Below are 24,892 nucleotides of genomic sequence, written 5' to 3' on the forward strand. Positions count from 1 at the left end.
TAAACCAATGGCTCCAACAATATCTGGATTTTCAAAACTTTCTAAAGACGATAAAATAAAATGGCTGGCAGCGCATCATTTTAACGATGAAGTACAAGCGATAGCTACTTTAAAAAAGTATTGGAATTCGGATGAACAACTGCAGCAACTCCACGATGAGTTTACGGAGAACACAATATCTAATTATTACCTGCCTTTTTCCGTGGCACCGAATTTTTTAATCAATGGAGAGCGTTATACCATTCCTATGACCATAGAAGAAAGTAGTGTTGTAGCTGCAGCTAGTAAAGCTGCTAAATTTTGGTTAACACGTGGCGGTTTTAAAGCCGAAGTATTAGCCACAACCAAAGTCGGCCAGGTTCACTTTATGTATCAAGGCGAAGCTACAGTTTTATCCGAGTTTTTTCAGGATATAAAGCCCACGCTATTAGCATCGGTTAAAGAATTAACTGCCAAAATGGAAAAACGCGGAGGTGGAATTAGGGACATTCAACTGGTCAATAAATCGAATGATTTAGCCCATTACTATCAATTGCATTGCACCTTTGAGACTGTGGATGCCATGGGCGCCAATTTTATCAACTCTTGCCTCGAAAAGTTTGCAGAGACCTTATTGGCGTGTGCAGAAACATCACCCAAAGATATTATCAAGCTACAGGATTTTGAAATTGTAATGAGTATTTTATCTAATTATGTGCCTGATTGTGTTGTTAGCGCATCTGTTAGTTGTCCAATTAGCGATTTTCCAAATACCCCCCAGCTATCTGCAAAACAGTATGCAGAAAAATTTGTGAGAGCCGTTCATATCGCTCAAATAGAACCCTATAGGGCGGTTACCCATAACAAAGGTATTATGAATGGGGTTGATGCAGTGGTTTTGGCTACAGGTAATGACTTTAGAGCCATAGAAGCGGGTGCTCACGCTTATGCGGCTAAAGAAGGAAGTTACAAGAGCCTTACCAAGGCAACTATTGAAAATGATCAATTTACTTTTAGTATTAAAATCCCATTAGCACTTGGAACTGTTGGCGGTCTAACTAACCTACATCCACTAGTAAAATTTGCATTACAACTACTGGGTAATCCTAATGCAAAACAATTGATGAAAATTGTTGCCGTAGCAGGTTTGGCTCAAAATTTCGCGGCGATCAACTCCTTAATCACAACAGGCATACAACAAGGCCATATGAAAATGCACTTAATGAACATCTTGAATCAGTTCAATGCTTCTGAAAATGAAAAGAACGAAGCAGTTTCGTTTTTTAAAAACAATACGGTTTCCTATAGTGCAGTGGAACAATTGCTTGAAAAGTTAAGATCATAGTATTCAAAATCATATTAATTTCATATTCAGATCAGTAATTCAATTAGTACGTTTAAAGTATTCAATTAATTATTTCATTAAAATCAAAATTACTATTTTGCAGCTCATCATAATTTGGTCCTTTGGAATTAGATGGATCTTGTTATGTTCATAAACCATCAACACAAACCCAACTAACACCGCTAAACATAGGATGAAGGAGTCTTTCTACAGCCACGGAAAATTATTGTTAACCGCAGAGTATTTAGTATTAGATGGTGCCAAAGCACTAGCACTACCTACCCAAAAAGGCCAATGGCTGACTGTAGAAGAACACCAAGAAGAAGGTATATTATGGACTAGCTTCGATGAAAATAACAATGTATGGTATAAGGATGAATTTTATCTCAATGATGGAACTGTTACTGTTAAACCAAACGATCAAAGAACCGAAGAATACCAAAAATTATCAGAAACCTTAACCACTATCCTTAATTGTGCAAAAGAACTTAACCCCAAGTTTTTAGCAAAAAATAAAGGAGTTTGGATTAAAACCAAATTGGAATTCAATCGCAATTGGGGCCTAGGATCTTCTTCTACTTTAATCAATAATATTGCACAGTGGGCAGTGATAGATGGTTTTAAATTGCTAGATGCTTGTTTTGGTGGAAGTGGTTATGATATCGCTTGTGCACAGCACGATTCGCCTTTAATATATAAGAGAGGTGGTAAACCTAATGTGCAAGAAGTAACATTTAACCCACCATTTAAAGAACAATTATTTTTTGTTCATCTGAATCAAAAACAGGATAGTAAAGAATCCATTAAGCATTACCAGTCTTTGCCTCTCAAAGAATTTGATACCGCAGAAACTTCAGTCAATCAGATCACTGAAGGTATACTTCAATGTGATAAACTCGAAGATTTTAGAGCATTAATTGATCAACACGAAGCTATAATCTCAAAAATCATCAAAACACCTACAGTAAAATCTAAATTATTTAGTGACTATCCGGGTAGTATAAAAAGCTTAGGCGGATGGGGTGGTGATTTTGTTTTAGCCACAGGCACAGCTCAAGACATGGAATATTTTAAAGCTAAGGGCTACCATACCATACTCGCTTATGAGGATATGGTGCTTTAGAAAAAAAGCCTCTGAATAAATTCAAGAGGCTTTCTAATCGCGGATTAAAAACTTTTTTATAATTCTAAGGCTTTCTTCACCTTATTATCCATCAATAATTCTTCTGGATTTTCTAGCGCTTCTTTTACAGCTACTAAGAACCCAACTGATTCCTTACCGTCAATAATTCTATGGTCATAAGATAAGGCCACATACATTATTGGAGCAACAATAATATTACCGTCCTTTACAATAGGTCTTTCTACAATATTATGCATACCTAAGATGGCACTCTGTGGAGGGTTTATAATTGGAGTAGAAAGCATACTACCGAATACTCCTCCATTAGTAATGGTAAAAGTACCACCGGTCATTTCATCAACAGTAATCTGTCCATCTCTAGCTCTGGTCGCTAAACGTTTAACCTCAGACTCCACTCCTCTAAAACTTAAATTTTCAGCATTTCTGATCACAGGTACCATTAGTCCTTTAGGTCCAGATACTGCAATACTAATATCTTGAAAATCGTATGAGATCATTTCCTTACCATCAATCATGGAATTTACAGCTGGATACATTTGTAATGCACGCACACACGCCAAAGTAAAGAATGACATAAAGCCTAATCCAACACCGTGCTTACTCTTAAACTCTTCTTTATATTGATTTCGTAAATCAAAAATAGGCTGCATGTTTACTTCGTTAAAAGTAGTCAGCATTGCCGTTTCATTCTTTACGGACACCAATCTTTCGGCTACCTTTCTGCGCAACATAGAGAGTTTCTTACGCTCTTCACCTCTACTACCTGGCCCAGGAGTTCCCATAGACGGTTTAGCATCTAAGGCATCTGCCTTAGTTATTCTACCATCTTTTCCGGTACCTTTAACTTGTGATGCATCAATATCTCGCTCCGCTAAAATCTTTTTAGCTGCCGGAGATGCAGATCCTGTTGCATAGGTATCCTGTTTTTGTGCTGGTGTTGTCGGCTTAGAAGGAGTCTCTGTTTTGGCAGCTGCTTTAGGGCTATCTGCAGATTGATCTTTTTGATCTCGTTGTTTATCAACATCCATAGCCGCATTTCCTTTACCGCCTTCGTCTCCTTCATTATCGGCATTACCATCTGGTGCTGGGGCATCGGTGTCAATTAAGCATACCACCTGTCCTACCTCAACGGTATCGCCCTCTTCCGCTTTAAGGGTAATGATTCCGCTAGCTTCCGCAGGAAGCTCTAAGGTTGCTTTATCACTATCAACTTCAGCGATTGCCTGATCTTTAGTTACATAATCTCCGTCTTCAACAAGCCATTGTGCTATTTCTACTTCGGTTATTGATTCTCCCGGAGAAGGGACTTTCATTTCTAAAGCCATAATCTTGAATTTATCTTTTTGATATCATCCCGTTTACCGGGAAAAACTAATTCTTATGTTGGTTAACTATCTTCTTTGGTTATTTTTTGACTTATCAAACACATAGTCAATTACTTCTTGATGTCTGCGTTTTGATCGTGTAGCACTACCTGCAGCAGGAGCCCCATAAGGTCTTCTACTCGCAAACCTAAAGGTAGTGGCTTTATCATAATGCATCAGTATATGACTCAGTGCCCCCATGTTTCTAGGTTCTTCTTGTGCCCAAACGATTTCCTCTGCCTTATTATACTTTTTGATTAATTTATCCATTTCCTTTGTGGGTAATGGAAATAACTGCTCTAAACGAACTAAAGCAACATCCTTTCTATCATTATTTTCTTTCTCCTCGAGTAAGTCGTAATAGAATTTACCGGTACAGAACACTAATGATTTTACTTCTTTCGCTTTGGCAGAAGGGTCATCAATTACCGTTTTGAAACTACCGTCTGTAAATTCTTCAATTTTAGAAACCACCTTAGGGTGTCTTAATAAACTCTTAGGCGTAAACACAATTAAAGGCTTTCTAAAATTCGCTTTTTGCTGTCTTCGTAATAAATGGAAAAGGTTAGCTGGTGTAGTTACATCCGCTACATACATATTATCCTTAGCACATAATTGAAGGTACCGTTCCATTCTTGCAGAAGAATGTTCTGCACCTTGACCTTCATAACCGTGAGGAAGCAACATCACAATTCCATTTTGCAATTTCCATTTATCCTCAGCTGAAGAAATATACTGATCAATCATAATCTGTGCTCCATTACTAAAATCTCCAAACTGTGCTTCCCAGATGGTTAAGGTATTTGGACTTGCCATCGCATATCCATAATCAAAACCTAGCACCCCATATTCAGAGAGTAAGGAGTTATAAATGTAAAAGTCACCTTGATCTTTGCTTAAATTATTAAGCAACATAATTTCTTCTTCGCTATCTTCAACTTTGATCACAGCATGTCGATGCGAAAAAGTTCCTCTTTCTACATCTTGTCCGCTCATCCTTACGTCAAAGCCTTCGCTTAATAAAGAGCCATATGCTAACAACTCTCCCATGGCCCAATCTAAACTGTCACTCTCGAAATACATTTTATGACGTTGCTCAATTAGCCGTTCTATTTTTCGTAAAAACTTCTTATTATCTGGCAACTTAGTAATCACCTTGGCAATCTCCGTAAGTTTATCTTTATCAAAAGAAGTGTCTACGGTATCCATCATTTCATCCTCCTGAACTCTACTGAACCCAGACCATTCATCCTGCATAAATGGCGTAATCACTGTTTTTTCAACCTTACGTGAGTCTTCCAACTCTTCTTCGAGCACCTCTTTATACTCTTTCTCTAATTTAGAAACAAAATCCTCATCAATGACACCTTCTTCAATAAGTTTAGCAGCATAAATATCTCTAGGATTCTGATGTTTGGCAATAGCTTTATATAATTTTGGCTGAGTAAAACGTGGTTCATCTCCTTCATTGTGTCCATATTTACGATACCCTAAAAGATCAATAAACACATCTCGTTTGAACTCCATTCTAAACTCTAGCGCAAAATTCATAGCATGCACCACAGCTTCAGCATCATCTGCATTAACGTGTAAAACTGGTGATAAGGTTACTTTACCCACATCGGTACAATAGGTTGAAGATCTTGCATCCAAATAGTTAGTTGTAAAACCGATTTGATTATTTACTACAATATGGATTGTTCCTCCTGTTTTGTACCCATCAAGCTGAGCCATCTGTATAATCTCATAGACTAAACCTTGTCCCGCTATTGCAGCGTCTCCGTGTACGACAATAGGTAATACACAAGAAGAATCTTCTTTATAATGACGATCTTGCTTCGCTCTTGTAATCCCTTCTACAACTGCACCTACCGTTTCTAAATGCGAAGGATTTGGCGCAATATTCATATTAATGGCTTTACCATTATCAGTTTTTCGCTTTGCGGTCCATCCCAAATGATATTTTACATCACCATCAAAAATGGCTTCTTCATAGTCCTTACCATCAAACTCACTAAAAATATCCTTCGGACTTTTTCCAAAAATATTCGTTAAGGTATTTAAACGACCACGGTGCGCCATACCCATAACAAATTCCTGAACCCCCATTTCGGCTGCTTTTTCTACTAACGCATCTAAAGCCGGAATTAAAGATTCTCCCCCTTCTAATGAAAAACGCTTTTGACCCACATATTTGGTATGTAAAAACGTTTCAAAAGATACCGCCTGATTTAGCTTCTTAAGAATATGTTTCTTTTCCTCATTAGAAAACTTGGTGCGGTTGGTATTAAAGTTTACTCTATTTTGAATCCACTCTCGTTGTTGTGGATTTCGGATATACATATACTCAATACCAATAGCATCACAATAAATTTTTTCTAAATGAACGATGATATTGCTAAGTGTATTGGGACCAATACCTATAATTTCTCCTGCATTGAAGGTAGTATTCAAATCACCCTGACTTAAACCAAAGTTTTCTAACGCAAGTGTAGGCGTATATTTTCTTCGCTCTCTTACTGGATTAGTTTTGGTAAAAAGATGCCCACGTGTTCTGTAGGCGTCAATCAAGGTAATCACCTGAAATTCCTTCTGCATATTTTGAGGAACCGCTACCTTATCTCCAGATTCTTTTTCTACATAGACAGTTTCAACACCTTCTTCAGCACTTTCAACTCCAAAGTCAAATCCTTGAAAAAAGGCTCGCCAGCTAGGTTCTACGCTATCGGGGTTTTGTAAATATTGATCGTATAATTCTGCAAAAAATGCGGTATGAGCCGCATTCAAAAATGAATATTTATCCATAAGTAAGTATTCGAGTGTCTTTATTCATGACAAAACGCCACAAAAATACAATATTTACAATTTATTGGCTATGCTATACGTGAGATTTCTTAATGTTTTTGTTAGAATTTTAACAATCTGACTATTTAGGTAACAGCTTCGTTAAAAAAATGAAGGTATACGTATTGGTTTCCTTATGATCTTAGGCTATAAATTCTCACGATACTGCACTTTTTGATATTCTCTTTTTAGAATTAAATACAACAAATGATCAACTTCAAGCACGGCTTGTTGATTAGTGATTTGTCGAATTGAAAACTCTGAGACATCAACCACGTACAAAAATGTATAGAGTACATCTGTATGATCTTCAACCAGTCTTGTTAAAATCTGACGCAATTCAGTTATTAGCGTAGCTCTTTCCAACAATTCATTAGAACAAACTACTCCTGCTCTTTCCAGATCTTTTTGGAGTTGTGCAATCACTTTATCCAACAATTTAGCTTGAATACTATTGTTTACCAAGGCTATTGATTTTTGTAATGCTTCAGACACGTTGCTATGGTATTACCTTTACTTTAAGTTGAAAATACAAAAGAAAATAGGTTAAGAGAACACAAATTATGTTTTTCATCTATAAGAAGTAACCAATCGTCTAAAAATCAAGCAACAACAATTGATATTTAAGCAAATACCATATTTTTGATACTGTAAAACCCTAAATTTATGATGAAAAAATACGTATTTATTCTGGCTGCTGGAATAGCACTTGCTTCATGTTCTAGCAAAAAACAAGCAACAGCTTCAACTTTTGATCCTAATAACAATCCGTATTACGTTAAAAAAGGAAAGTCAAAAGAAGTTACTGATCCAATTATAAAACAAAGAATAGTTGCTATTATTGAAGAGCAACTTAATATTTCTACTTCTTCTATCGCTATCTCTCCGATTACATTAACGTCCAACGGTTACCAATGGAAATTTATGAATGTAAAAAATGGAAAAAGTTTTGTAGGATCTACCGATGTAAAATTTGAATCTGTAACCATCGAAAAGATCAACAGAAATAAAGATACTCAAGTTACCGATTTTTAATACAAAAATACATTAAGCAATAGGTAACAGCTGTAATTTTTTACTGGAAAATCGCTTGTTTTAGTGCTTTTGCCAGAAACTATACACTTCTGTTCATCAACATTTCACCAAACTGCTGTAGCATCTCCTTTTTCTCTTTAGAAACTTGAAGTGATGATAGGGTTTCAAAGGCTAGTTTGGTGTATTTTTCTATTGCTGCCCGTGTAGCTGTTTTAGATTGTGTACTTTCATATAATCCCTTAACCATTTCTACCTTTTCTTCTGCATTAACTTCTTCTAGAGAAAATAATCCTTCCAATTGTTTACGCTCATCCGGCGTACCTTGTTCAAGCGCTTTCAGATATAGAAATGTCTTTTTGTTTTCTATAATATCGCCGCCGACTTGTTTGCCAAAGGTCTCTGGATCCCCAAACGCATCTAAATAATCATCCTGTAGTTGAAAAGCAATTCCCAGTAACCTGCCAAAGTCGTAAATTCTGTGCTGATCCTCTGTACTTGCATTGGCCACAATAGCCCCCATTTGTAGTGCTGCACCCACTAAAACCGCAGTTTTATACTCAATCATTTTTAAGTATTCCTCTATTGTTACATCATCTCGCTCTTCAAAATCTACGTCATATTGCTGTCCTTCACATACCTCTATCGCCGTTTTGGTGAATAATTGAGTGAGCGACTTATACATGGAGCCATCATAATTTTCGAACAATTGATAGGCATTAATAAGCATGGCATCGCCAGAAAGAATTCCGGTATTGATATCCCACTTTTTATGCACTGTTTCTTTACCTCTTCGCAAAGGGGCCTCATCCATAATATCATCGTGTATTAATGAAAAATTATGGAAGACCTCCACAGCCAAAGCTGCATCCAACGCCTTGGTATACGGCACATCAAAAACCTCAGTTGCCATCAAAACCAATACAGGTCTTAATCGTTTTCCACCTAATTGAAGAATGTACTCAATAGGCTCATATAAGTTTCTTGGTTCTTTTTGAATATTCTTTTGATCAAGATAGGCCAAAAAATGAGCCTGGTAGTCAGTAATTGCGTGCACTTTGTTAATTTTTTGTGCTAAAATACTACAAATATTTAAAGGACAAGCATAATAAAAATAGCTTATAAAAAGTGCTAAAAACACCTCCAATATCCATATTTAGTAAACCATCAGTAGTATTAGCGTAATGTAAATTGATGTTAAAAAAAAGTAAAACTTTGGAAACTTTTAATGTTTTTAAAGTTTCCTGCTTTACATTTGCCTGAAATTTATTTCCCCAAAAATGAAAGATAAAATTATAGAGACTGCTAAAGATATGTTTCTTAACCTTGGGTTTAAGAGTGTTACCATGGATGATCTCGCCTCAGAAATGGGGATATCTAAGAAAACCATTTACACGCACTTTAAAAACAAGACCAAACTTGTAGAAGCTACCACAGAGCATTTGTTCTGCACGATTTGTAATGGAATCGATGGCATACTAGATGAAAAACATGAACCCATAGCGGAATTATTTGCTATAAAGTCTTTTGTAATGCGAAACCTTAAAGATGAAAAGACCTCGCCACAATATCAGCTTCAAAAATACTACCCTAAGATACACACTACGCTAAAAGCAAAGCAATTTGAGGTGATGCAAGAATGTGTGATCGAAAATTTAAACCGTGGTATTGCAACTGGGGTATTCAGAGACACTATCGACGTAGAATTTGTATCACGCTTATATTTTACTGCAATTGCAGGAATTAAAGATCAAACCATGTTTCCATCTGATATGTTCCCCATGCCTACACTTATGGAAAACTATTTGGAATATCACATCCGAGGAATTGCAACACAAAAAGGAATAGAAATTTTAAACAACTTGATTAAAGAATAATAGACTATGAGAAACCCTATGTGGTCAATTTTAATTGGCCTACTTGTCACTAGCTTACTGCAAGCTCAGGATTCTCCTGCAAAAGCAACCTATAGCTTTTCTTTAGAAGAAGCCATAACATATGCTTTAGAAAACAGTTACGAAGCTATTAATGCCCGTAGAGATGTTGCCAAAGCATTGAAACGAAAGTGGGAAACCACAGCAGATGGATTACCGCAAATCAATGGAGCCTTAGACTATACGAATCAGTTAAAACAACCGGTTACTCCTTTACCCGGAGAAGTTGCCGGTGGAGAACCAGGAACGTTTGTCCCAGTAGTATTTGCTCCCCAACAGCAAATGCAATTAACGGCTACCCTATCACAACTTATCTTTGATGGATCTTACCTGGTTGGGCTCGAAGCGGCCAAGAGTTTTTTACAATATACTGATGATGTGGAGGAAAAAACACGCCTTGATGTCCGCCGAGGGGTCATCAATGCTTACGGAAGCGTTTTAGTTGCTCAGGAATTAGTTAGTATTCTAACGGAGAATAAAAACACCTTAGACAAAAACTATCAAGAAACGAAGTTAATTTTTGAAAATGGACTAGCGGAAGAAGAAGACGTAGAACAATTACAAATTACCCTTCTGCAAATCACCAATCAATTAGAAAATGCGCAGCGACAAGCCAAAATAGCCCTACAAATGTTTAACCTAACAGTGGGCATTGAAGTAGGTGCAGAAACTGTATTAACTGATGATCTGGATCAATTAACTATGCAGAATCTGGATAAATCAGTCACAACCAAACCATTTGTTTTAGAAAACAATGTGAATTATCGATTAGCTGAGTTGCTTACAGAACAAAGACGTTTAGAAATGAAATTGGAAAAAAGTAGAGCATTACCCAGTATTTCTGCATTTATAAACTACGGAACGACCGCTTTTAATAATGATTTTGTGTTTCTAGAAAGTGAAACACGTTGGTTTCAATCCTCCGTTTTAGGAGCATCATTAAAAGTACCCATCTTTAGTTCGCTTCGCCGTAGTGCTCGAACACAACAAGCCAAAATAGCCCTGGAACAATCGCGAACTGAGCTGCGTAAAGCAGAAGAACAAATTCAGTTACAGTATGATAAGGCAAGTAGTGATTTCAAACAAGCCATTGATAATTATGAAGCTGCCAAGAAAAATTTAGCACTAGCAGAACGAATCGAAAACAAAAATCAAATCAAATATACAGAAGGCTTGGCGTCCAGCTTTGACCTGCGACAGGCTCAACTACAATTGTATTCGTCTCAACAGCAAGTTTTACAAGCAAAACTGAGCATTATCAATAATAAAGCAGCTCTGGAAACCATATTGAACCTACCAGATGTTTCACCAACGGATAAATAACGTACTAGAATTAAAAAATTAGAACAAAACAATGAAAAGAATCGTATATATACTTGTTGCAATAGCCTTCACCGTAAGCTGTGGAAACAACGAATTTAAATCGGTAGACAAAGCACTAGAAAAAGGAGATCTTGAAGCCATTCGCGCTCAGCGCAAAGAAATTGCTGCCAAACAACAAGCCTTAAAAGAACAACTTAAAAGGATTGATGACTTTATCGCCTCTAAGGATACCCTAAAAAAGCGTCCTTTGGTAACGACTATAGTAGCCAATGACACGCTTTTTACCCACTACCTAGAATTACAAGGAAGCGTAGAAACGAAACAAAATATAGTCCTACATCCAGAAATGCCAGGAACATTAACTAGAGTCTTTGTTAAAGAGGGTGATAAAGTAGCTAAAGGTCAAACCTTAGCCAAGATTGATGATGGGGGTCTTAGTCAACAATTGGCGCAAGCCGAAGTACAAACAGAATTAGCCAAAACGACCTTTGAGCGTCAAAAACGCCTATGGGAACAGAAAATTGGTTCTGAAATTCAATACTTACAAGCTAAAACTGCCTTCGAAGCGCAACAGAATGTAGTGGCTCAACTAAAAAGTCAACTAGCTAAAACGGTTGTTAGCGCCCCTTTTGCCGGAGTGATTGATAATGTTTTTTCTGAACAAGGAAGCGTAGTGACCAATATGGATCAAATCGTGCGAATTGTCAATTTGGATAATATGTATATCGAAACCGAAGTGCCTGAAAAATACATTCCTAATATTACCAAAGGTAAAGATGTAGAAGTGTACTTTCCGGTGTTGAATGAAACGGTAACCACAAAGATCAGACAAGTGGGTAATTACATTAACCCTAACAATAGATCCTTCACCGTAGAATTTGGAATCCCTAGCAAAGATGGTAGTATCAAACCGAATCTTACGGCCAAGGTAAAGATCAATGACTATACTAAAGAAAATGCAATCTTAATTCCGCAAAGTATCATCTCCGAAAATGCTGATGGCGAGCAATATGTGTATGTCACCAAAAGTAAAAAAGGAGATAGTACCGCAGTTGCACAACGTGTAATTATCCAAACCGGTAAAACCCAGGGTGACTATATAGAAATCCTACAAGGGCTAGCCAATGGCGATGAAATCATTAGCGAAGGTGCCCGTAGTGTACAGAACAATCAAGAAGTAAAAATAATCAACTAATTCGTAACGATTTTAGGATGAAAAAGAATCAAAAAAATGTAGATAAGGAGTTTCGATTGTCCTCTTGGGCCATCGACAATCCTACTACTATATATGTAATGATCGGAATCTTCTTGGTCCTGGGCTTGATCGCTTATTTTTCTATGCCCAGAGAGAATTTTCCGGAGATCAACGAAACCAAAATTTATGTCAGTGTTCCGTATCCCGGTAATACCGCAGAAGATGTAGAGCGACTTATTATTGACCCTTTAGAAGATGAGCTGAAAAATCTGAATAATGTCGTGGAAATCACTTCCACCTCTCAGGAAAACTACGGAATCATCATCGTAGAGTTTGACGATAAGCTTGCCGTTGCCGAAGCCAAACAAAAAGTTAAGGACGAAGTAGATTCTGAAAAAGCTTCTCCTGACTGGCCGATATCCGAAGGCGCCAAAGTAGAACCTGATATTTTTGACCTCAGCATATCCGAGGAAACTCCTATCATGAATATCAACATCAAAGGTGATTATCCGGTAGAAAAACTAAAAGAATATGCCGAATACCTACAGGATGAAATCGAGGACCTGGACGAAATTAAAAAAGCGGACATCCGTGGGGCGCAAGACAAAGAGGTAGAAATTGCCGTAGATATTTATAAAATGATGGCAGCTACCGTAAGTTTTGATGATGTCATTAACGCCATCCGTGGCGGTAATGTAACCATGTCTGCCGGTAACCTAATCACCAGCGGACAGCGCAGAACCTTACGCATATTAGGCGAAATACAGAACCCTTACCAACTTGAAAATTTTGTGGTAAAATCACAAAACGGTGCGGTGTATCTCAAAGATATTGCCAGCATAAGTTTTGAAGAGGAGGATAAAACCACTTATGCCCGAGAATTTGGAGAAAGTGTGGTGATGCTTGATGTAAAAAAACGCTCCGGTAAAAATATGATCGAAGCGGTCGAAAAGATTAACAAAATTCTTGAAGACGCTCAAAAAGATGTCTTACCTAGCAATTTAGAAATCACGGTAGCCAATGACCAATCTGCAAAGACCGAAAATCAGGTAAGCGATCTGGTGAATAATATCATTTTTGGTATTATCCTGGTAGTCGGCGTACTGATGTTCTTTTTAGGGTTTAGAAATGCACTCTTCGTAGGATTTGCAATCCCTATGTCCATGTTTATGTCTTTTATGATCCTATCCGCTTTAGGCTATACCATGAATACCATGATCCTTTTTGCCTTAATTATGGGACTGGGAATGCTAGTGGATAACGGTATTGTGGTGGTCGAAAATGTATACCGCTTAATGGAAGAAGAAGGCATGTCCAGGATTGAAGCGGCTAAAAAAGGTATTGGAGAAATTGCTTTCCCTATTATCATTTCTACAGCCACTACGGTTGCTGCTTTTATTCCCCTAGGAATGTGGCCTGGAGTTATGGGAGAGTTTATGATTTACTTCCCCATCACACTATCCGTGGTACTGGGATCCTCACTCTTTGTTGCGATCTTCATCAACTCTATGTTGGTATCTCAATTTATGGAGGTTGGCGAACGAAAACTCACCCGCAAGCAATTGATTCGTTTGTCCTTAATCTTAGGCGGGATTGGACTTCCGATCCTCATATTTGGTGGTGAAGTAAGAGCTTTAGGCTCCTTAATGTTGGTTACTGCATTAATGTTTTGGTTATATCGCTATGTATTAAAAGGAGCAGCGAATTATTTTCAGCGAAACATACTAACCTGGCTCGAAAATAAATATCATACCTTTTTGAGCTACGCCCTTAAAGGATGGAGACCTTATACTTTCTCCATAGGAACCTTAATATTGTTATTTGTTGTTTTTGGTTTATTTGGTGCCTCCATTGGTAGTCAGCGAACTAAAGTAGAATTCTTTCCAGATAATAAACCGAATCAAATTGTGGTGTATATCGAATATCCACAGGGAACCGACATCGATAAAACCAACAAGATTACCAAAGAAATTGAGCAAAGGGTTTATGATGTGATCAATGCGGATATGTATACGGATGATGGTTACAACTTTTTGGTAGAATCTGCCGTATCCCAGGTAGGCGAAGGAGCCGGTAACCCACAAACGGATGGAGGTAGCGCGGCAGAAATGCCACATAAAGCCAAGATCACCGCAACAATGCGCGAGTATAAGTATCGTAGAGGCAAAGATTCTGAAGTATTGCGAAGCAAAGTGCAGGAAGCCTTAAAAGGCATCTATCCAGGAGTTGCGATTTCCGTAGAAAAAGATCCCGTTGGACCACCTGCAGGATATCCTATCAATATTGAAATTGAAGGTCCGGATTATGATCAACTGATCAATATTGCTGAGGATATGCGTGTTTTTATCAATCAAAAAAACATCGCAGGAATTGAAGAGTTAAAGATTGATGTCAATAAAGGAAAACCGTCTATGCTTATATCCGTTGATCGTGAAAAAGCGGGTGAATTGGGCGTATCAGCAGGGCAAGTAGGTAACCAGTTACGACGCTCCATTTTTGGAGAAAAAACCGGAATATACAAGCAAGATGGTGAAGATTATGATATGTATGTTCGTTTTAATGAAGATATTCGTTACAATACCAGTGCTTTATTTAACCAAAACATCACCTTTAGGGACCCTGCAACGGGTAGAATTAAAGAAATACCCGTTTCTGCAGTAGCTTCTCAGAAGAACACCTCCTCTTTTAGTGCAATTAAACACAAAGATGGCAAACGAGTGGTTACAGTATACTCTGGATTACAACCTGGCTATACCGATGCTGGTGCCATTGTATCTCAGATACAAACCGAAATGCAGGCTTTTGACGAATTACCCAAAGGCGTTAAAATTGATTATACCGGTCAGATTGAAGAACAAAATAAGCAAATGTCGTTCTTAATGGGTGCCTTTTTCTCAGGTCTTGGACTGATTATGTTAATCCTTATTTTCCAGTTTAGTTCGATATCCAAGCCAACTATTATTATGCTGGCCATATTTCTGAGCTTTATTGGTGTGTTTGGTGGTATTTTAATTACCGGAGCTTCCTTTGTGATTATGATGACGATGATGGGTATCATTTCGTTAGCCGGTATTGTAGTAAATAATGGGGTGGTACTACTCGATTATACCCAATTATTGATTGATCGAAGAAAAGCGGAGCTGGATTTGGATGATAACCAAATGTTATCAAATGAAGAAGTATTGAAATTAGTAGTTAAAGGAGGTAAAGCCAGGTTGCGACCGGTATTACTAACCGCAATTACCACGGTACTGGGGTTAATCCCATTAGCCATAGGTTTCAACTTAGATTTCTTTTCCCTGTTTTCGGAATTCGATCCTAAGATCTATTTAGGTGGGGACAACGTTATCTTTTGGGGACCGCTGGCCTGGGCTGTAATTTATGGATTGATCATCGCTACCTTCTTAACCTTGATCATTGTACCTTGTTTGTTCTTTATTGTTAATAGAGTTAAAGTACGATTTACCAAAAAAGAAATTGTAGAACGACCAGAAGCTGTAGCAACAGCTTAGATTACAGAAATAATTAAAATAATAAAACCTCGCAATAGCGGGGTTTTACTTTTTACAATCATACCATAAATTAACGACTGTTAAAATCCTGAATACTACTAATTTCACCTTGCATTTTGTTAAAAAAATACTAAATTCGCCATCCCAAAATAAGCGGCATTGAAAGTAAAATTACTCTTAACCTTTTTTTTACTGACTAGTATTGCATTTGGTCAAAACCTGGATCAAATAGGTAAAACCCCCTTGGTTAAGGTAAATGGTGGCATTTCCGCAAATACGATATATTACAATGGCTCGGCCAATAGAGATCCTTTTACTTATTTTGTAAACGGTAACCTTAATTTTAACATTAGTGGGATTTATAATATCCCGCTATCTTTTTCATATACCAATCAAGACTTTTCATACAATACCCCATTTAAGATCAATCGTCTCAGCATTCATCCTTCTTATAAGTGGGTGGCTACGCATATCGGTGATGTGGCGATGACATTTTCGCCTTACACGGTTAATGGACATCAGTTTACGGGTTTCGGAACAGATCTTACGCCAAACGGCCCTTGGAAACTAAGTGCATTTTACGGACGCCTTCTAAGAGCTACAGAATACAATGCTGAAGTTCCTGAAGCGATACCCGCCTATAGAAGAATGGGATATGGACTCAAAGCGGGATATGAGTTCAACCAATGGAATCTTGGCCTTACGGTATTTAAAGCTAAGGATGAAATCAATTCGCTGAACAATCCAATACCTTCAGAAATCAATATTGATCCCAAAGAAAACTTGGTAGTAAGCCTTGAATCTTCGGTTAATGTATTCAAAAACTTAACCTTCAACCTCGAAGTTGCGCGCAGTGCAGTAACCGAAAATATTGAAGATGAGCGCGAAGCGCAGGATGCTGTATTCGGACTGCTGATTGACGAAAAAGCCTCTACAGACTACTACACCGCTATGAACGCCAACTTTACCTACACCTATGGCCGTGGAAGTGTTGGTGTAGGGTATGAACGTATCGATCCAGAGTATCGCACATTTGGTGCCTACTTTTTTAATAATGACCTTGAAAATATAACAGTTAATGCCGCTCAGGAATTATTCAATGGTCGTGTTAATTTAGCAATTAATGCCGGATTGCAGCGAGATGATCTTAGAGACGAGAAAGAATCCCAATCTACCCGAATTGTCTCGGCTGCCAATGCCACGATAAAGGCTTCAGACCGATTGAACATTGCGGCTTCCTATTCTAACTTTCAATCCTATACCAATATCAGAACTGCTTTTGACGTGATCAATCAAGTAGATCCTTTAGAAAATTTAGATACCTTAGATTTTAGACAGGTGTCCCAAAATGCCTCTTTGAACCTTGGGTATTTGCTATCGCAAAGCAAAACAAAACAACAAAACATTGGGTTTAACCTTACTTACCAAACCACCAAAGACGAACAAGGAACAGCCGAAGCTACCAACAATACCACTAACTTTTACAATACAGCCGCCAACTACGCCCTGACCTTCCCTGAAAGAAGCTTATCATTAAACGCTGCTGTTAATGCTGCCTTCAATAAAGTCGAAGAAAATGATGCCTTAACCTATGGCCCTACTGTAGGTGTAAACAAGCAGTTTTTTGATAAAAAGCTACGCACAGGCATCTCTGCTTCCTACAATGAAAGTCTGGTCAATGGCACCTCTCAGGGTAATGTGATGAACTTTAGGGCTTCATCAGGATATATCTATAAAGAGAAGCACAATTTTAATCTAAACGCTCTGGCACTTTTTAGAAACAGTACCACTACTAAGGCCAATGATTTTACACTGACTTTTGGATATACCTACTCTTTTGATGTTAAAAAACCTGATCTGCGCTTCTTAAAGCGAAGAACCGATGAAAATGATGAAATAGGTCAAGCGAATGCACCGAAAGACAGCTTACAAAAACTAGAAATAGAGTTAGGTAAAACCAAGCAAAACTATTATCGCTTCCGATATCGGGGTACCGTCTATGAAGGTAATACCTCTTTGGTGATCAATCAAATTGAAGCACAATCGTATGACGATTACCTAAAAAACAAAGAGGCCTTTGGTCAACAACGCTTAGAAGAGCAATTGGCAACTCTTAAAACCAAAGCTGCTCAAGATGATGATTTTAGAAATGAAGCCATTGACTATTTAGATGCAGTCTATGCCAGAAAAGATTTCGTACGGGTTTATAAAGAAAGTTTAACGAGCACCTTACAAAAATTACGTCAGGAACTGCAGGGCAAAGAACAGCAGATGAAAGAAAAGTATGCACTAGCTAAAGCAGACAAAGAAAGCCATCCACTGCATAAACTATCTGTAGAAGAACGTAAGAATGCGGATGAACAGCAGCAGTTCGACTATATGAAACTGACGACCATCGAAAAAGTAGATGCCGAACGATTAGAATCGTATCTCTTTACCCGATTTGAGATTGAAAAGATATTTGCAGGAAACGGCCTCACGGATCGTTTAAAAAATCTAGAACAATTTACCGATCAGTATCAAGAGCTGGCGTTCGATCGCTATCAAAAAGATAAAAATTTAGAAAAAATTAACATATATTTAGAGGAACAAATCATCAGCTATTATGACAACTTATATAAAGAGACTATAGATTAATACCTGCTGATTGAATGCCCCCAAATCGATTATGAAACGAATATTACTTTTACTACTCCTTTGTATACAAACGGTAAGTGCTCAGAACTTTCCGATACGGGTTACGGCTCAGGCACTACCACCCTATCCTACTGCTATTTCTGGGTATGCCAACGCTAACGTGATCAATAGTCCGCTTCGGGTGCAATTAGTGCTGAGTGACATCACCGCCTCTAGTCGAGAAGTTCGGCTACGAATCGCTATCGAGGGTAATGGAATTTCAGCGACCAGTGCAGCAGTCGTTGTGGGCGCACCCACATTGATCCTTGATGGTGGGGTTCCACTGAACCTTACCCTAGCGGATCTAGCTCCGTATTATGAATTTCAAAACCTACAAGGTATTTCGCCTGTTCAATATAACAGCGCGCTACCAGATGGAACGTATCGTTTCTGTTTTGAAGTATTTGATGCGTTTAATGGCAATCGCCTATCCACGCAGCAGTGTGCAACGATCTTTTTAGTAAACAACCAACCTCCTTTTTTAAATAAGCCAGACAATCAATCGAGCATAACAGAACAAAACCCAACCAACATTATATTTCAGTGGACTCCTAGACAGGTCAACGTGCCTAATGTGAACTATGAATTCAGTTTGGTTGAAGTTTGGGATAAATACATTGATCCACAGGCTATTTTCTTGGCGTCACCGCCACTTTATCAAGAGACTACCATCAACACTTCTTTAGTATACGGGCCGCTACAACCGTTATTGATGCCCGGTAAGCGCTATGCTTGGCGAATCCGAGCCTTTGCCAATAACAATGGTGAGGAAGTTTCTGTCTTTAACAACAACGGTAATAGTGAAATCTTTTGGTTTGATTATCTGGGCAATTGCAATCAACCCTCCGGCATTACCGTAAAGGATGTTACCCGTACCCAGGCGACCATCAGCTGGACAAGTCAGCCAGATCATCTGGATTATACCGTCCATTACCGCGAGCAAGGTAGCGAGCGCTGGTACCAAAAAACAACGCCCAGAGATTATATTACTATCGACGAGTTCAAAGAAAATACCGTCTACGAATACAAGGTTGTAGGGCATTGTACCAAGGAGAGTTATAGCGAATCGCCAGTGGACAGTTTTAGAACCTTAACGGAGGAGCTAGAAGAATACACCGCCTGTGGCATACAACCCGATCCGGTAGACTTATCAAATCAAGAATTACTTGCTGAGGTATTCGTAAATGATGTATTTACTGCTGGCGACTTTCCGATATATATAAAAGAACTTTCCTCCCCTCTTGGGGGAGGTGCCGTAGGCGGAGGGGGCATTACAGGCGAAGGCTATATCAGTACCCCCTGGTTAGCCACAGTACGCATCCCCGTAAAGTTTGAAAATATCAAAGTTAATACAGATATGAAGCTGGTGGACGGCTTCGTAGTAACCACATATGATCCTAACTGGGGCAGTATTGTCGATGCCGATGAGATTATTGAGGTTGTCGTTGGGGATGACGGAGATATCGATGTGATCAATGTGGATAATGACATTGTTGATATTGAGGTTAACGATGACGGTACCATAACAATTATAACAGCAGATGGTCAGGAAATTATTCAACCTGGTGGTGAAGACGTAATCTACGTGGACAATACGGGAGAAACCTGGCAGGTAGGCGAAGATGGCACCGTTACCCAAGGTCAACAAGCAGAAGGTGGCCCGGCGAATTCCGGGAACACCAATGGTGTGGGATCCGGAGGAGTTAATGAAATAACCGCAACCGGCGTACGTGTCGACTTTATAAAATCTGGATACTATGCAGTGGATACCTATCCGCAAAATGCCGGGGGTAGTATTGCCAATAATTACGAAAGTATTCCTGTAACAGGGGGTGGTACCTACTACCCTATCTATAAAGCGGTGTCTAACTTACCGGAGCATCCCTCAGACCTCTTAACGGCTCAGGCAACCTTTAACGACAGCGATATTACTAAAGAGGATATCATCTTTAAAACCAAAGAAGGGGTCAACGTACCTGCCAACTGGAATGGTAACACGGCGACTTTATCCATCAGAAAAGCATTTGAATTTGGTAAAGAAGAGATCATTGCTGCGGTAAAGCCAAAAGATTCTACCTCGAAGTTTGATGTAGCCGGTAACGCCTATCTATGGCATTTAGCCTCACAAGAAGTTACCGACATCAATGTAACCCTTGTGCCTGTTAATGGGGCATCCGTACCTAATGATGTCGCCAATCGTATTAATGAAATTTACAATCCGGCCGGGATTAAGTTTAACGTCGAAACTGGGCCTCGTCTCAACATACCTGAAAACGTTTGGGACATAGCTGAATTAAACCAAAAGCTAGATATTGGAGATAGCAAAACGCTACAACATTATACTACAGAAGAAAAGGCTATCATTGATTATTATAAAACCAATGCCACAGTAGATAGCCAGATGTATTACCTCTTTGTTACCGATATGCCGGTGACTAAGGATGGAGTATCCGGCTTTATGCCGTTAAAGCGGCAGTATGGGTTTGTCTTTGATCAAAGTGATGTAGGTAGAACCGCAGCTCACGAGCTAGGTCACGGGGTATTTGGCTTAGAGCATCCGTTTACAGAGTACAATACCACCTCTGGTGCTACAGATCTGTTAATGGATTATGGTAATGGGGTCACCTTTAATCATATGGAGTGGGAAAAGATGCACGCTCCAGGTATCCAAATTTATTGGTTCCAGGGCGATGAGGATGGGGAAAATATAGGTTTCAATATTTCTCAACTTAATGGATTGGAGAATGAAGCGGGCGAAACATTTACTTTCATTTCTCCAAGTGGTGAGCTTATAGTTATTCCGAAAGCGAATTTAAAGCATGTAGTATTTAAAGATGGTTTACGTAGTGATTTCTCTGAATTTGATGTTGTTCAAGGGACATTACTAGGCTTTGGTATTGAAGAAGAAAAAGATTTTGTAGTTAACTATAATTACAATTTTGATGAAGATAAGTATCGAAAAGAATCAGAAGAAGGCGAGTACACAATGCCCTCAAATATCAATAATTATCTCTCAAGTGCTATAATGATGTACTCTTGTTCTGACGGTTTCTATTTATCAAAATTTAGTGTTGAAAACATTAAACCTTATGACCAAATAATAGACCCTATTAAGGATGTTATCAAATTTCCGATTAAAATGAAGAGTAACAACACTCAACATTATGCTGAGACGCAAAGAAACATTTTGGATAGTAAATTTTTCAATATGAATCCTTTGCCGTCTAGTAACAAATATGACATTGCTGTAGACCCAGATTTTTTCACTGTTCTTGAGTCAGAGATGATTCAAAGATTCGGTGGTTGTAATAATTATGCTCATTTTTCTATTCTTAGATTAATATCATTAGCGGCTTTTCAAAATGAGCTATTTGAGGAGTTTGAGATAAAGCTAACTACACATTCCTTAGGTTCAAAATATGAAGATATTTATATTAGACTTCAAGAAATGGAGGATTCTTCTGATGCTCTTTTATTCTTTAAATTATATGCAGATTCTTTCAGATTATATTTGGATGAATACAGGCAATATCAGAGCGATTTACTTAATAACTTGAGCGTTAATACACCTAAAACAGATCTTGATGCAATTTTAGTTGGATTTAATGTTACTGATTTCAACACATTAGAATACGAAAAACGATTAACTATTCTTAGGGCATATGCCAGAAATATTAAAGTTACTGCAACTAACCCAAGAGAAGACTGGATTCTTGATTTAGCGGATGATGCCATAGCTCAAAGAGAAACAGCTATAAGGTTATTAATAACGTCAATGCCAGACGATGACAAGAAAAATTTCCTATCCGACTTAATAAAAGCTTATCCTGAAAACCCAGATAGCCCCAATTTGCTCTTCTCCCTTTTATATATTTTTGATGGTCAAAATTATATAGATATTTCAACCGCAATTACTATATGGTTAATTGAAAACAAAGAACTTTTAGAAACAGTCCCATTAGCCAGAACTATTGATGATAAGCAGTTACTTTTTTCTCCAGGACTTTTCAATAATTATGGTAATGTCGAATGGTTGAGAGAGGACGGAAAAATTGTCTTAGGTAATTTTCCAATATGGTATACAACTAATGGAAACACCGTTTCCGATGAAACAATTGAGTTTGTCTATGACCCATATGAAGTTGTTAATATTTTTATCCACGATGACTATAATTTTCAAAATCAAATGTCATTTACCGAGGGGACTTCTGTTCAGCTTCCTGCTATTACCTTGTTCATGCTTTTTAATAAAGTTAGCAATGAAAGTGCTGAACAAGGCGCAATGTTTGCTTTAGATGTAGCTTTATTTGCCATTGGGGTTGGAGAAATCAAGACTGCATTAACCGTGCTAAACAATACAGAAAGAATTGTAAGAACTTCGATAGCAATTTCAGACATGGTTTTGGGTGTCGCTGACGCTTCAATTAATCGAGTTTGGTTTAATGAAATAAACAATAGTGGACCAGAAGGTCAACAGTTCCTCAAAGACTGGAACAGTCTCATGATGTATTATGGGTTTGCGAGATTGAGTTATGAATTAACCGATTTAGCCGTAAAACTATATGGTAATTTAAAAACAAACAAAGGTGTTTTAGGTTTAAACGACGAACAAGTAGAAGCTTTCCAAAGCCAAATAAAAGCCAAGTCTGGTTTGGATCCTAATAGCCCCCTTGTAGATGAGTATCTAAGAGGGGCATCCTTCTCTGATGATATACTACCTCTAGGCGATGATTTATCTAGAGTTTCATCATGGATAGAAAAGAGTGATAATTATATTGATGTTGTAATTCATTCAAACGATAGTAATACATTTTCAATTTTAATTGATGGTACTGAATATGAGCTTACAACTCAAAAATTAGCTACTCATTTAAAGGGGATGGATAGTAATAAAACTATACGTTTATTGAGTTGTAATAATACAGAAAGTGCCATTGAGATATCGCAAATAATAGAACGTGATATAATTGGCTCTTCTGGTGAAATGAAAATATATGATAATGGTTTAATAGAAACACAACAATGGTATAAAGTTGATCCTAATGGTAATATTGATGATTTGTTCGATATCTCATCTAGTTTATCAAGAACAGATAATTATGTTGTATTAAGGGCAAGAAAATATGGGGATGGAGTTATTGATTTATTAACAAGAACTTTAGGAAGTAAGTTTGATGACTTTATGGAGAGTCTAAATAAAATACCAAGTACTTGGACTATAGAAAACAGAGGCGGTATTTTAAAATTAGTCGATGGAAGTGGCAAAGAATGGGTAGAAATTACAGCAGCAAAGGTTAAAGCTATTGCTGGAGATGCTGGAAATGGTTGGAACAAGTTATTAAACATAGATCCGCCATTAATGAAAAACTATGCTTATGATGTGGATAATGGTAAATATATATACAACACTGACAATTTAGGCAGGGTTGAAACAGCGTCAATAAAAGACTTAGATATTAACCCAAGGGCAAGGAAAGAAGATTATCAACAGCACACAAAAAAAGTAAAGGACGGAAAACCTGATGATGATGGAGGCCATATATTTAGAAATCAATGGGGTGGTCCAAGCGAACAAATAAACTATTTTTCTCAAAATGCATATCAAAATCGCACTGGAGAATGGTATCAGATGGAAAAGAGTATAACAGAACTAAAGCAAGCAAATCCAAATTCCAAGATTGATGTTGACATGCAATTTATTTTTGAAGGAAATTCAAAACGCCCTAAGGAAATAAGAGTAATAGTTACTAAAGATGGAGTTCCTGCACTAGATGGACCATTCTTAATTGAGAACCCATAAACAAATTGCCATATGGATAAAAATGTTAATAAAAAGTTCCTAGAAATCCTCAAGGAGAAAAAATGGGATAGGGCCATTTTTAAAACAGAATATACTTCTAATGGTTCTTCTAGACCCAAAATAATCATTGAATCTGAGGGAAAAGAAGAGTTTTTTGGCGGTTTTGAGATTTTCGATTTAGCAGACTTAGTTAATGAAAAGTATAAATCAGTAATTAGTGATTCTTTAAAACGCTTTAATAGAGTTGAAATAAAACTTTTTCCTGATGGAAATCAAATAGAGAAATTCTGGTGGGATGACAAAAAGGAGATAGAAAATAAATTAAACAGCGCCAATGTATTTTATCAATGGATTAATGAAACCATGATGAATCGAATTTTTGATTATGAAAGAGACAACAATCTCCTGAATCCTGTTTACGACGAAGACGGCGATTTTGATTATCATGAATCTTCTTGGGATAATGGGGTATTTGAATTCAAAATACTATCTGACCAAATTAATCATTTAATAACCCTAATAAAAGATGGGAATTCCAGAATCCTAAATATGCCTCTACCAGAATATATAGAGAAAGCAATTTTAGAGCATCATGAAATAACAAACAATGAGCTAAAAAAGGAATGGGATCCTTGGAATATTTTAATTATAAAATCTCCTCATAACGATATACCATATAGTGACTGGAAACAATATGTAACATATAAGCTTGATGACTCTTTATTATAATCGATAGAACCTGGA

The 24,892-nt window shown here is 37.7% G+C and carries 14 protein-coding genes; 10 read left to right on the forward strand and 4 right to left on the reverse strand.

Annotation, left to right across the window (positions count from 1 at the left end; all coding sequences use genetic code 11):
• Positions 1 to 7: 7 nt before the first annotated feature.
• Together EV197_RS00840 and EV197_RS00845 are read left to right on the forward strand one after the other, a co-directional pair.
• Positions 8 to 1,324, forward strand: a complete 1,317-nt coding sequence (locus EV197_RS00840; RefSeq protein ID WP_130284840.1) for a hydroxymethylglutaryl-CoA reductase, degradative — start codon at positions 8 to 10, stop codon at positions 1,322 to 1,324.
• A gap of 193 nt (positions 1,325 to 1,517) precedes the next feature.
• Positions 1,518 to 2,447: a GYDIA family GHMP kinase gene (locus EV197_RS00845; RefSeq protein WP_130284841.1), complete on the forward strand. Its 930-nt coding sequence runs from the start codon at positions 1,518 to 1,520 to the stop codon at positions 2,445 to 2,447.
• A 56-nt stretch (positions 2,448 to 2,503) separates the two neighbouring features.
• Here EV197_RS00845 and odhB read toward each other — a convergent pair whose 3' ends face one another.
• The 3 genes from odhB to EV197_RS00860 form a co-directional block, all read right to left on the reverse strand.
• Positions 2,504 to 3,793: a 2-oxoglutarate dehydrogenase complex dihydrolipoyllysine-residue succinyltransferase gene (gene odhB, locus EV197_RS00850; RefSeq protein ID WP_130284842.1), complete on the reverse strand. Its 1,290-nt coding sequence runs from the start codon at positions 3,791 to 3,793 to the stop codon at positions 2,504 to 2,506.
• Positions 3,794 to 3,859: 66 nt separating this feature from the next.
• Complete coding sequence (locus EV197_RS00855; protein WP_130284843.1) at positions 3,860 to 6,637, reverse strand: 2-oxoglutarate dehydrogenase E1 component; 2,778 nt, start codon at positions 6,635 to 6,637, stop codon at positions 3,860 to 3,862.
• A 186-nt stretch (positions 6,638 to 6,823) separates the two neighbouring features.
• Positions 6,824 to 7,171, reverse strand: a complete 348-nt coding sequence (locus EV197_RS00860) for a hypothetical protein (protein ID WP_130284844.1) — start codon at positions 7,169 to 7,171, stop codon at positions 6,824 to 6,826.
• A gap of 171 nt (positions 7,172 to 7,342) precedes the next feature.
• Between EV197_RS00860 and EV197_RS00865 the strand changes: the two genes are divergently transcribed.
• Positions 7,343 to 7,711, forward strand: coding sequence for a hypothetical protein (locus EV197_RS00865; protein ID WP_130284845.1), 369 nt, complete (start codon positions 7,343 to 7,345; stop codon positions 7,709 to 7,711).
• 79 nt (positions 7,712 to 7,790) lie between these two features.
• On the opposite strand, the gene EV197_RS00870 is transcribed toward EV197_RS00865, so the two are convergent.
• The gene (locus EV197_RS00870) at positions 7,791 to 8,765 is read right to left on the reverse strand and encodes a polyprenyl synthetase family protein (RefSeq protein ID WP_130284846.1); all 975 of its coding nucleotides are present in this window, start codon (positions 8,763 to 8,765) and stop codon (positions 7,791 to 7,793) included.
• Between the two features lie 223 nt (positions 8,766 to 8,988).
• Between EV197_RS00870 and EV197_RS00875 the strand changes: the two genes are divergently transcribed.
• The 7 genes from EV197_RS00875 (at position 8,989) to EV197_RS00905 (ending at position 24,877) form a co-directional block, all read left to right on the forward strand.
• Positions 8,989 to 9,585, forward strand: a complete 597-nt coding sequence (locus EV197_RS00875) for a TetR/AcrR family transcriptional regulator (RefSeq protein WP_130284847.1) — start codon at positions 8,989 to 8,991, stop codon at positions 9,583 to 9,585.
• 6 nt (positions 9,586 to 9,591) lie between these two features.
• Positions 9,592 to 10,965, forward strand: a complete 1,374-nt coding sequence (locus tag EV197_RS00880; protein WP_130284848.1) for a TolC family protein — start codon at positions 9,592 to 9,594, stop codon at positions 10,963 to 10,965.
• A gap of 31 nt (positions 10,966 to 10,996) precedes the next feature.
• Positions 10,997 to 12,160, forward strand: coding sequence for an efflux RND transporter periplasmic adaptor subunit (locus EV197_RS00885; RefSeq protein ID WP_130284849.1), 1,164 nt, complete (start codon positions 10,997 to 10,999; stop codon positions 12,158 to 12,160).
• Positions 12,161 to 12,177: 17 nt separating this feature from the next.
• The gene (locus tag EV197_RS00890; RefSeq protein ID WP_130284850.1) at positions 12,178 to 15,672 is read left to right on the forward strand and encodes an efflux RND transporter permease subunit; all 3,495 of its coding nucleotides are present in this window, start codon (positions 12,178 to 12,180) and stop codon (positions 15,670 to 15,672) included.
• Positions 15,673 to 15,831: 159 nt separating this feature from the next.
• Positions 15,832 to 18,309, forward strand: coding sequence for a hypothetical protein (locus tag EV197_RS00895; RefSeq protein WP_130284851.1), 2,478 nt, complete (start codon positions 15,832 to 15,834; stop codon positions 18,307 to 18,309).
• A gap of 31 nt (positions 18,310 to 18,340) precedes the next feature.
• Positions 18,341 to 24,148 (forward strand): DNA/RNA non-specific endonuclease, encoded by a 5,808-nt coding sequence (locus EV197_RS00900; RefSeq protein ID WP_130284852.1) that lies wholly within the window; start codon positions 18,341 to 18,343, stop codon positions 24,146 to 24,148.
• Between the two features lie 12 nt (positions 24,149 to 24,160).
• The gene (locus EV197_RS00905) at positions 24,161 to 24,877 is read left to right on the forward strand and encodes a hypothetical protein (RefSeq protein ID WP_130284853.1); all 717 of its coding nucleotides are present in this window, start codon (positions 24,161 to 24,163) and stop codon (positions 24,875 to 24,877) included.
• Positions 24,878 to 24,892: the final 15 nt, after the last annotated feature.

Origin of the sequence: Aquimarina brevivitae, assembly GCF_004216895.1 — a bacterium.
Classification (GTDB): Bacteria; Bacteroidota; Bacteroidia; order Flavobacteriales; family Flavobacteriaceae; genus Aquimarina; species Aquimarina brevivitae.

Excerpts from the sequence above, each read along its gene's own strand:
- EV197_RS00855 (WP_130284843.1), bottom strand. The coding sequence starts at position 6,637 with ATGGATAAATATTCATTTTTGAATGCGGCTCATACCGCATTTTTTGCA.
- EV197_RS00880 (WP_130284848.1), top strand. The coding sequence starts at position 9,592 with ATGAGAAACCCTATGTGGTCAATTTTAATTGGCCTACTTGTCACTAGC.
- EV197_RS00875 (WP_130284847.1), top strand. The coding sequence starts at position 8,989 with ATGAAAGATAAAATTATAGAGACTGCTAAAGATATGTTTCTTAACCTT.
- EV197_RS00885 (WP_130284849.1), top strand. The coding sequence starts at position 10,997 with ATGAAAAGAATCGTATATATACTTGTTGCAATAGCCTTCACCGTAAGC.
- EV197_RS00905 (WP_130284853.1), top strand. The coding sequence starts at position 24,161 with ATGGATAAAAATGTTAATAAAAAGTTCCTAGAAATCCTCAAGGAGAAA.
- odhB (WP_130284842.1), bottom strand. The coding sequence starts at position 3,793 with ATGGCTTTAGAAATGAAAGTCCCTTCTCCGGGAGAATCAATAACCGAA.
- EV197_RS00865 (WP_130284845.1), top strand. The coding sequence starts at position 7,343 with ATGATGAAAAAATACGTATTTATTCTGGCTGCTGGAATAGCACTTGCT.
- EV197_RS00900 (WP_130284852.1), top strand. The coding sequence starts at position 18,341 with ATGAAACGAATATTACTTTTACTACTCCTTTGTATACAAACGGTAAGT.
- EV197_RS00840 (WP_130284840.1), top strand. The coding sequence starts at position 8 with ATGGCTCCAACAATATCTGGATTTTCAAAACTTTCTAAAGACGATAAA.
- EV197_RS00890 (WP_130284850.1), top strand. The coding sequence starts at position 12,178 with ATGAAAAAGAATCAAAAAAATGTAGATAAGGAGTTTCGATTGTCCTCT.
- EV197_RS00845 (WP_130284841.1), top strand. The coding sequence starts at position 1,518 with ATGAAGGAGTCTTTCTACAGCCACGGAAAATTATTGTTAACCGCAGAG.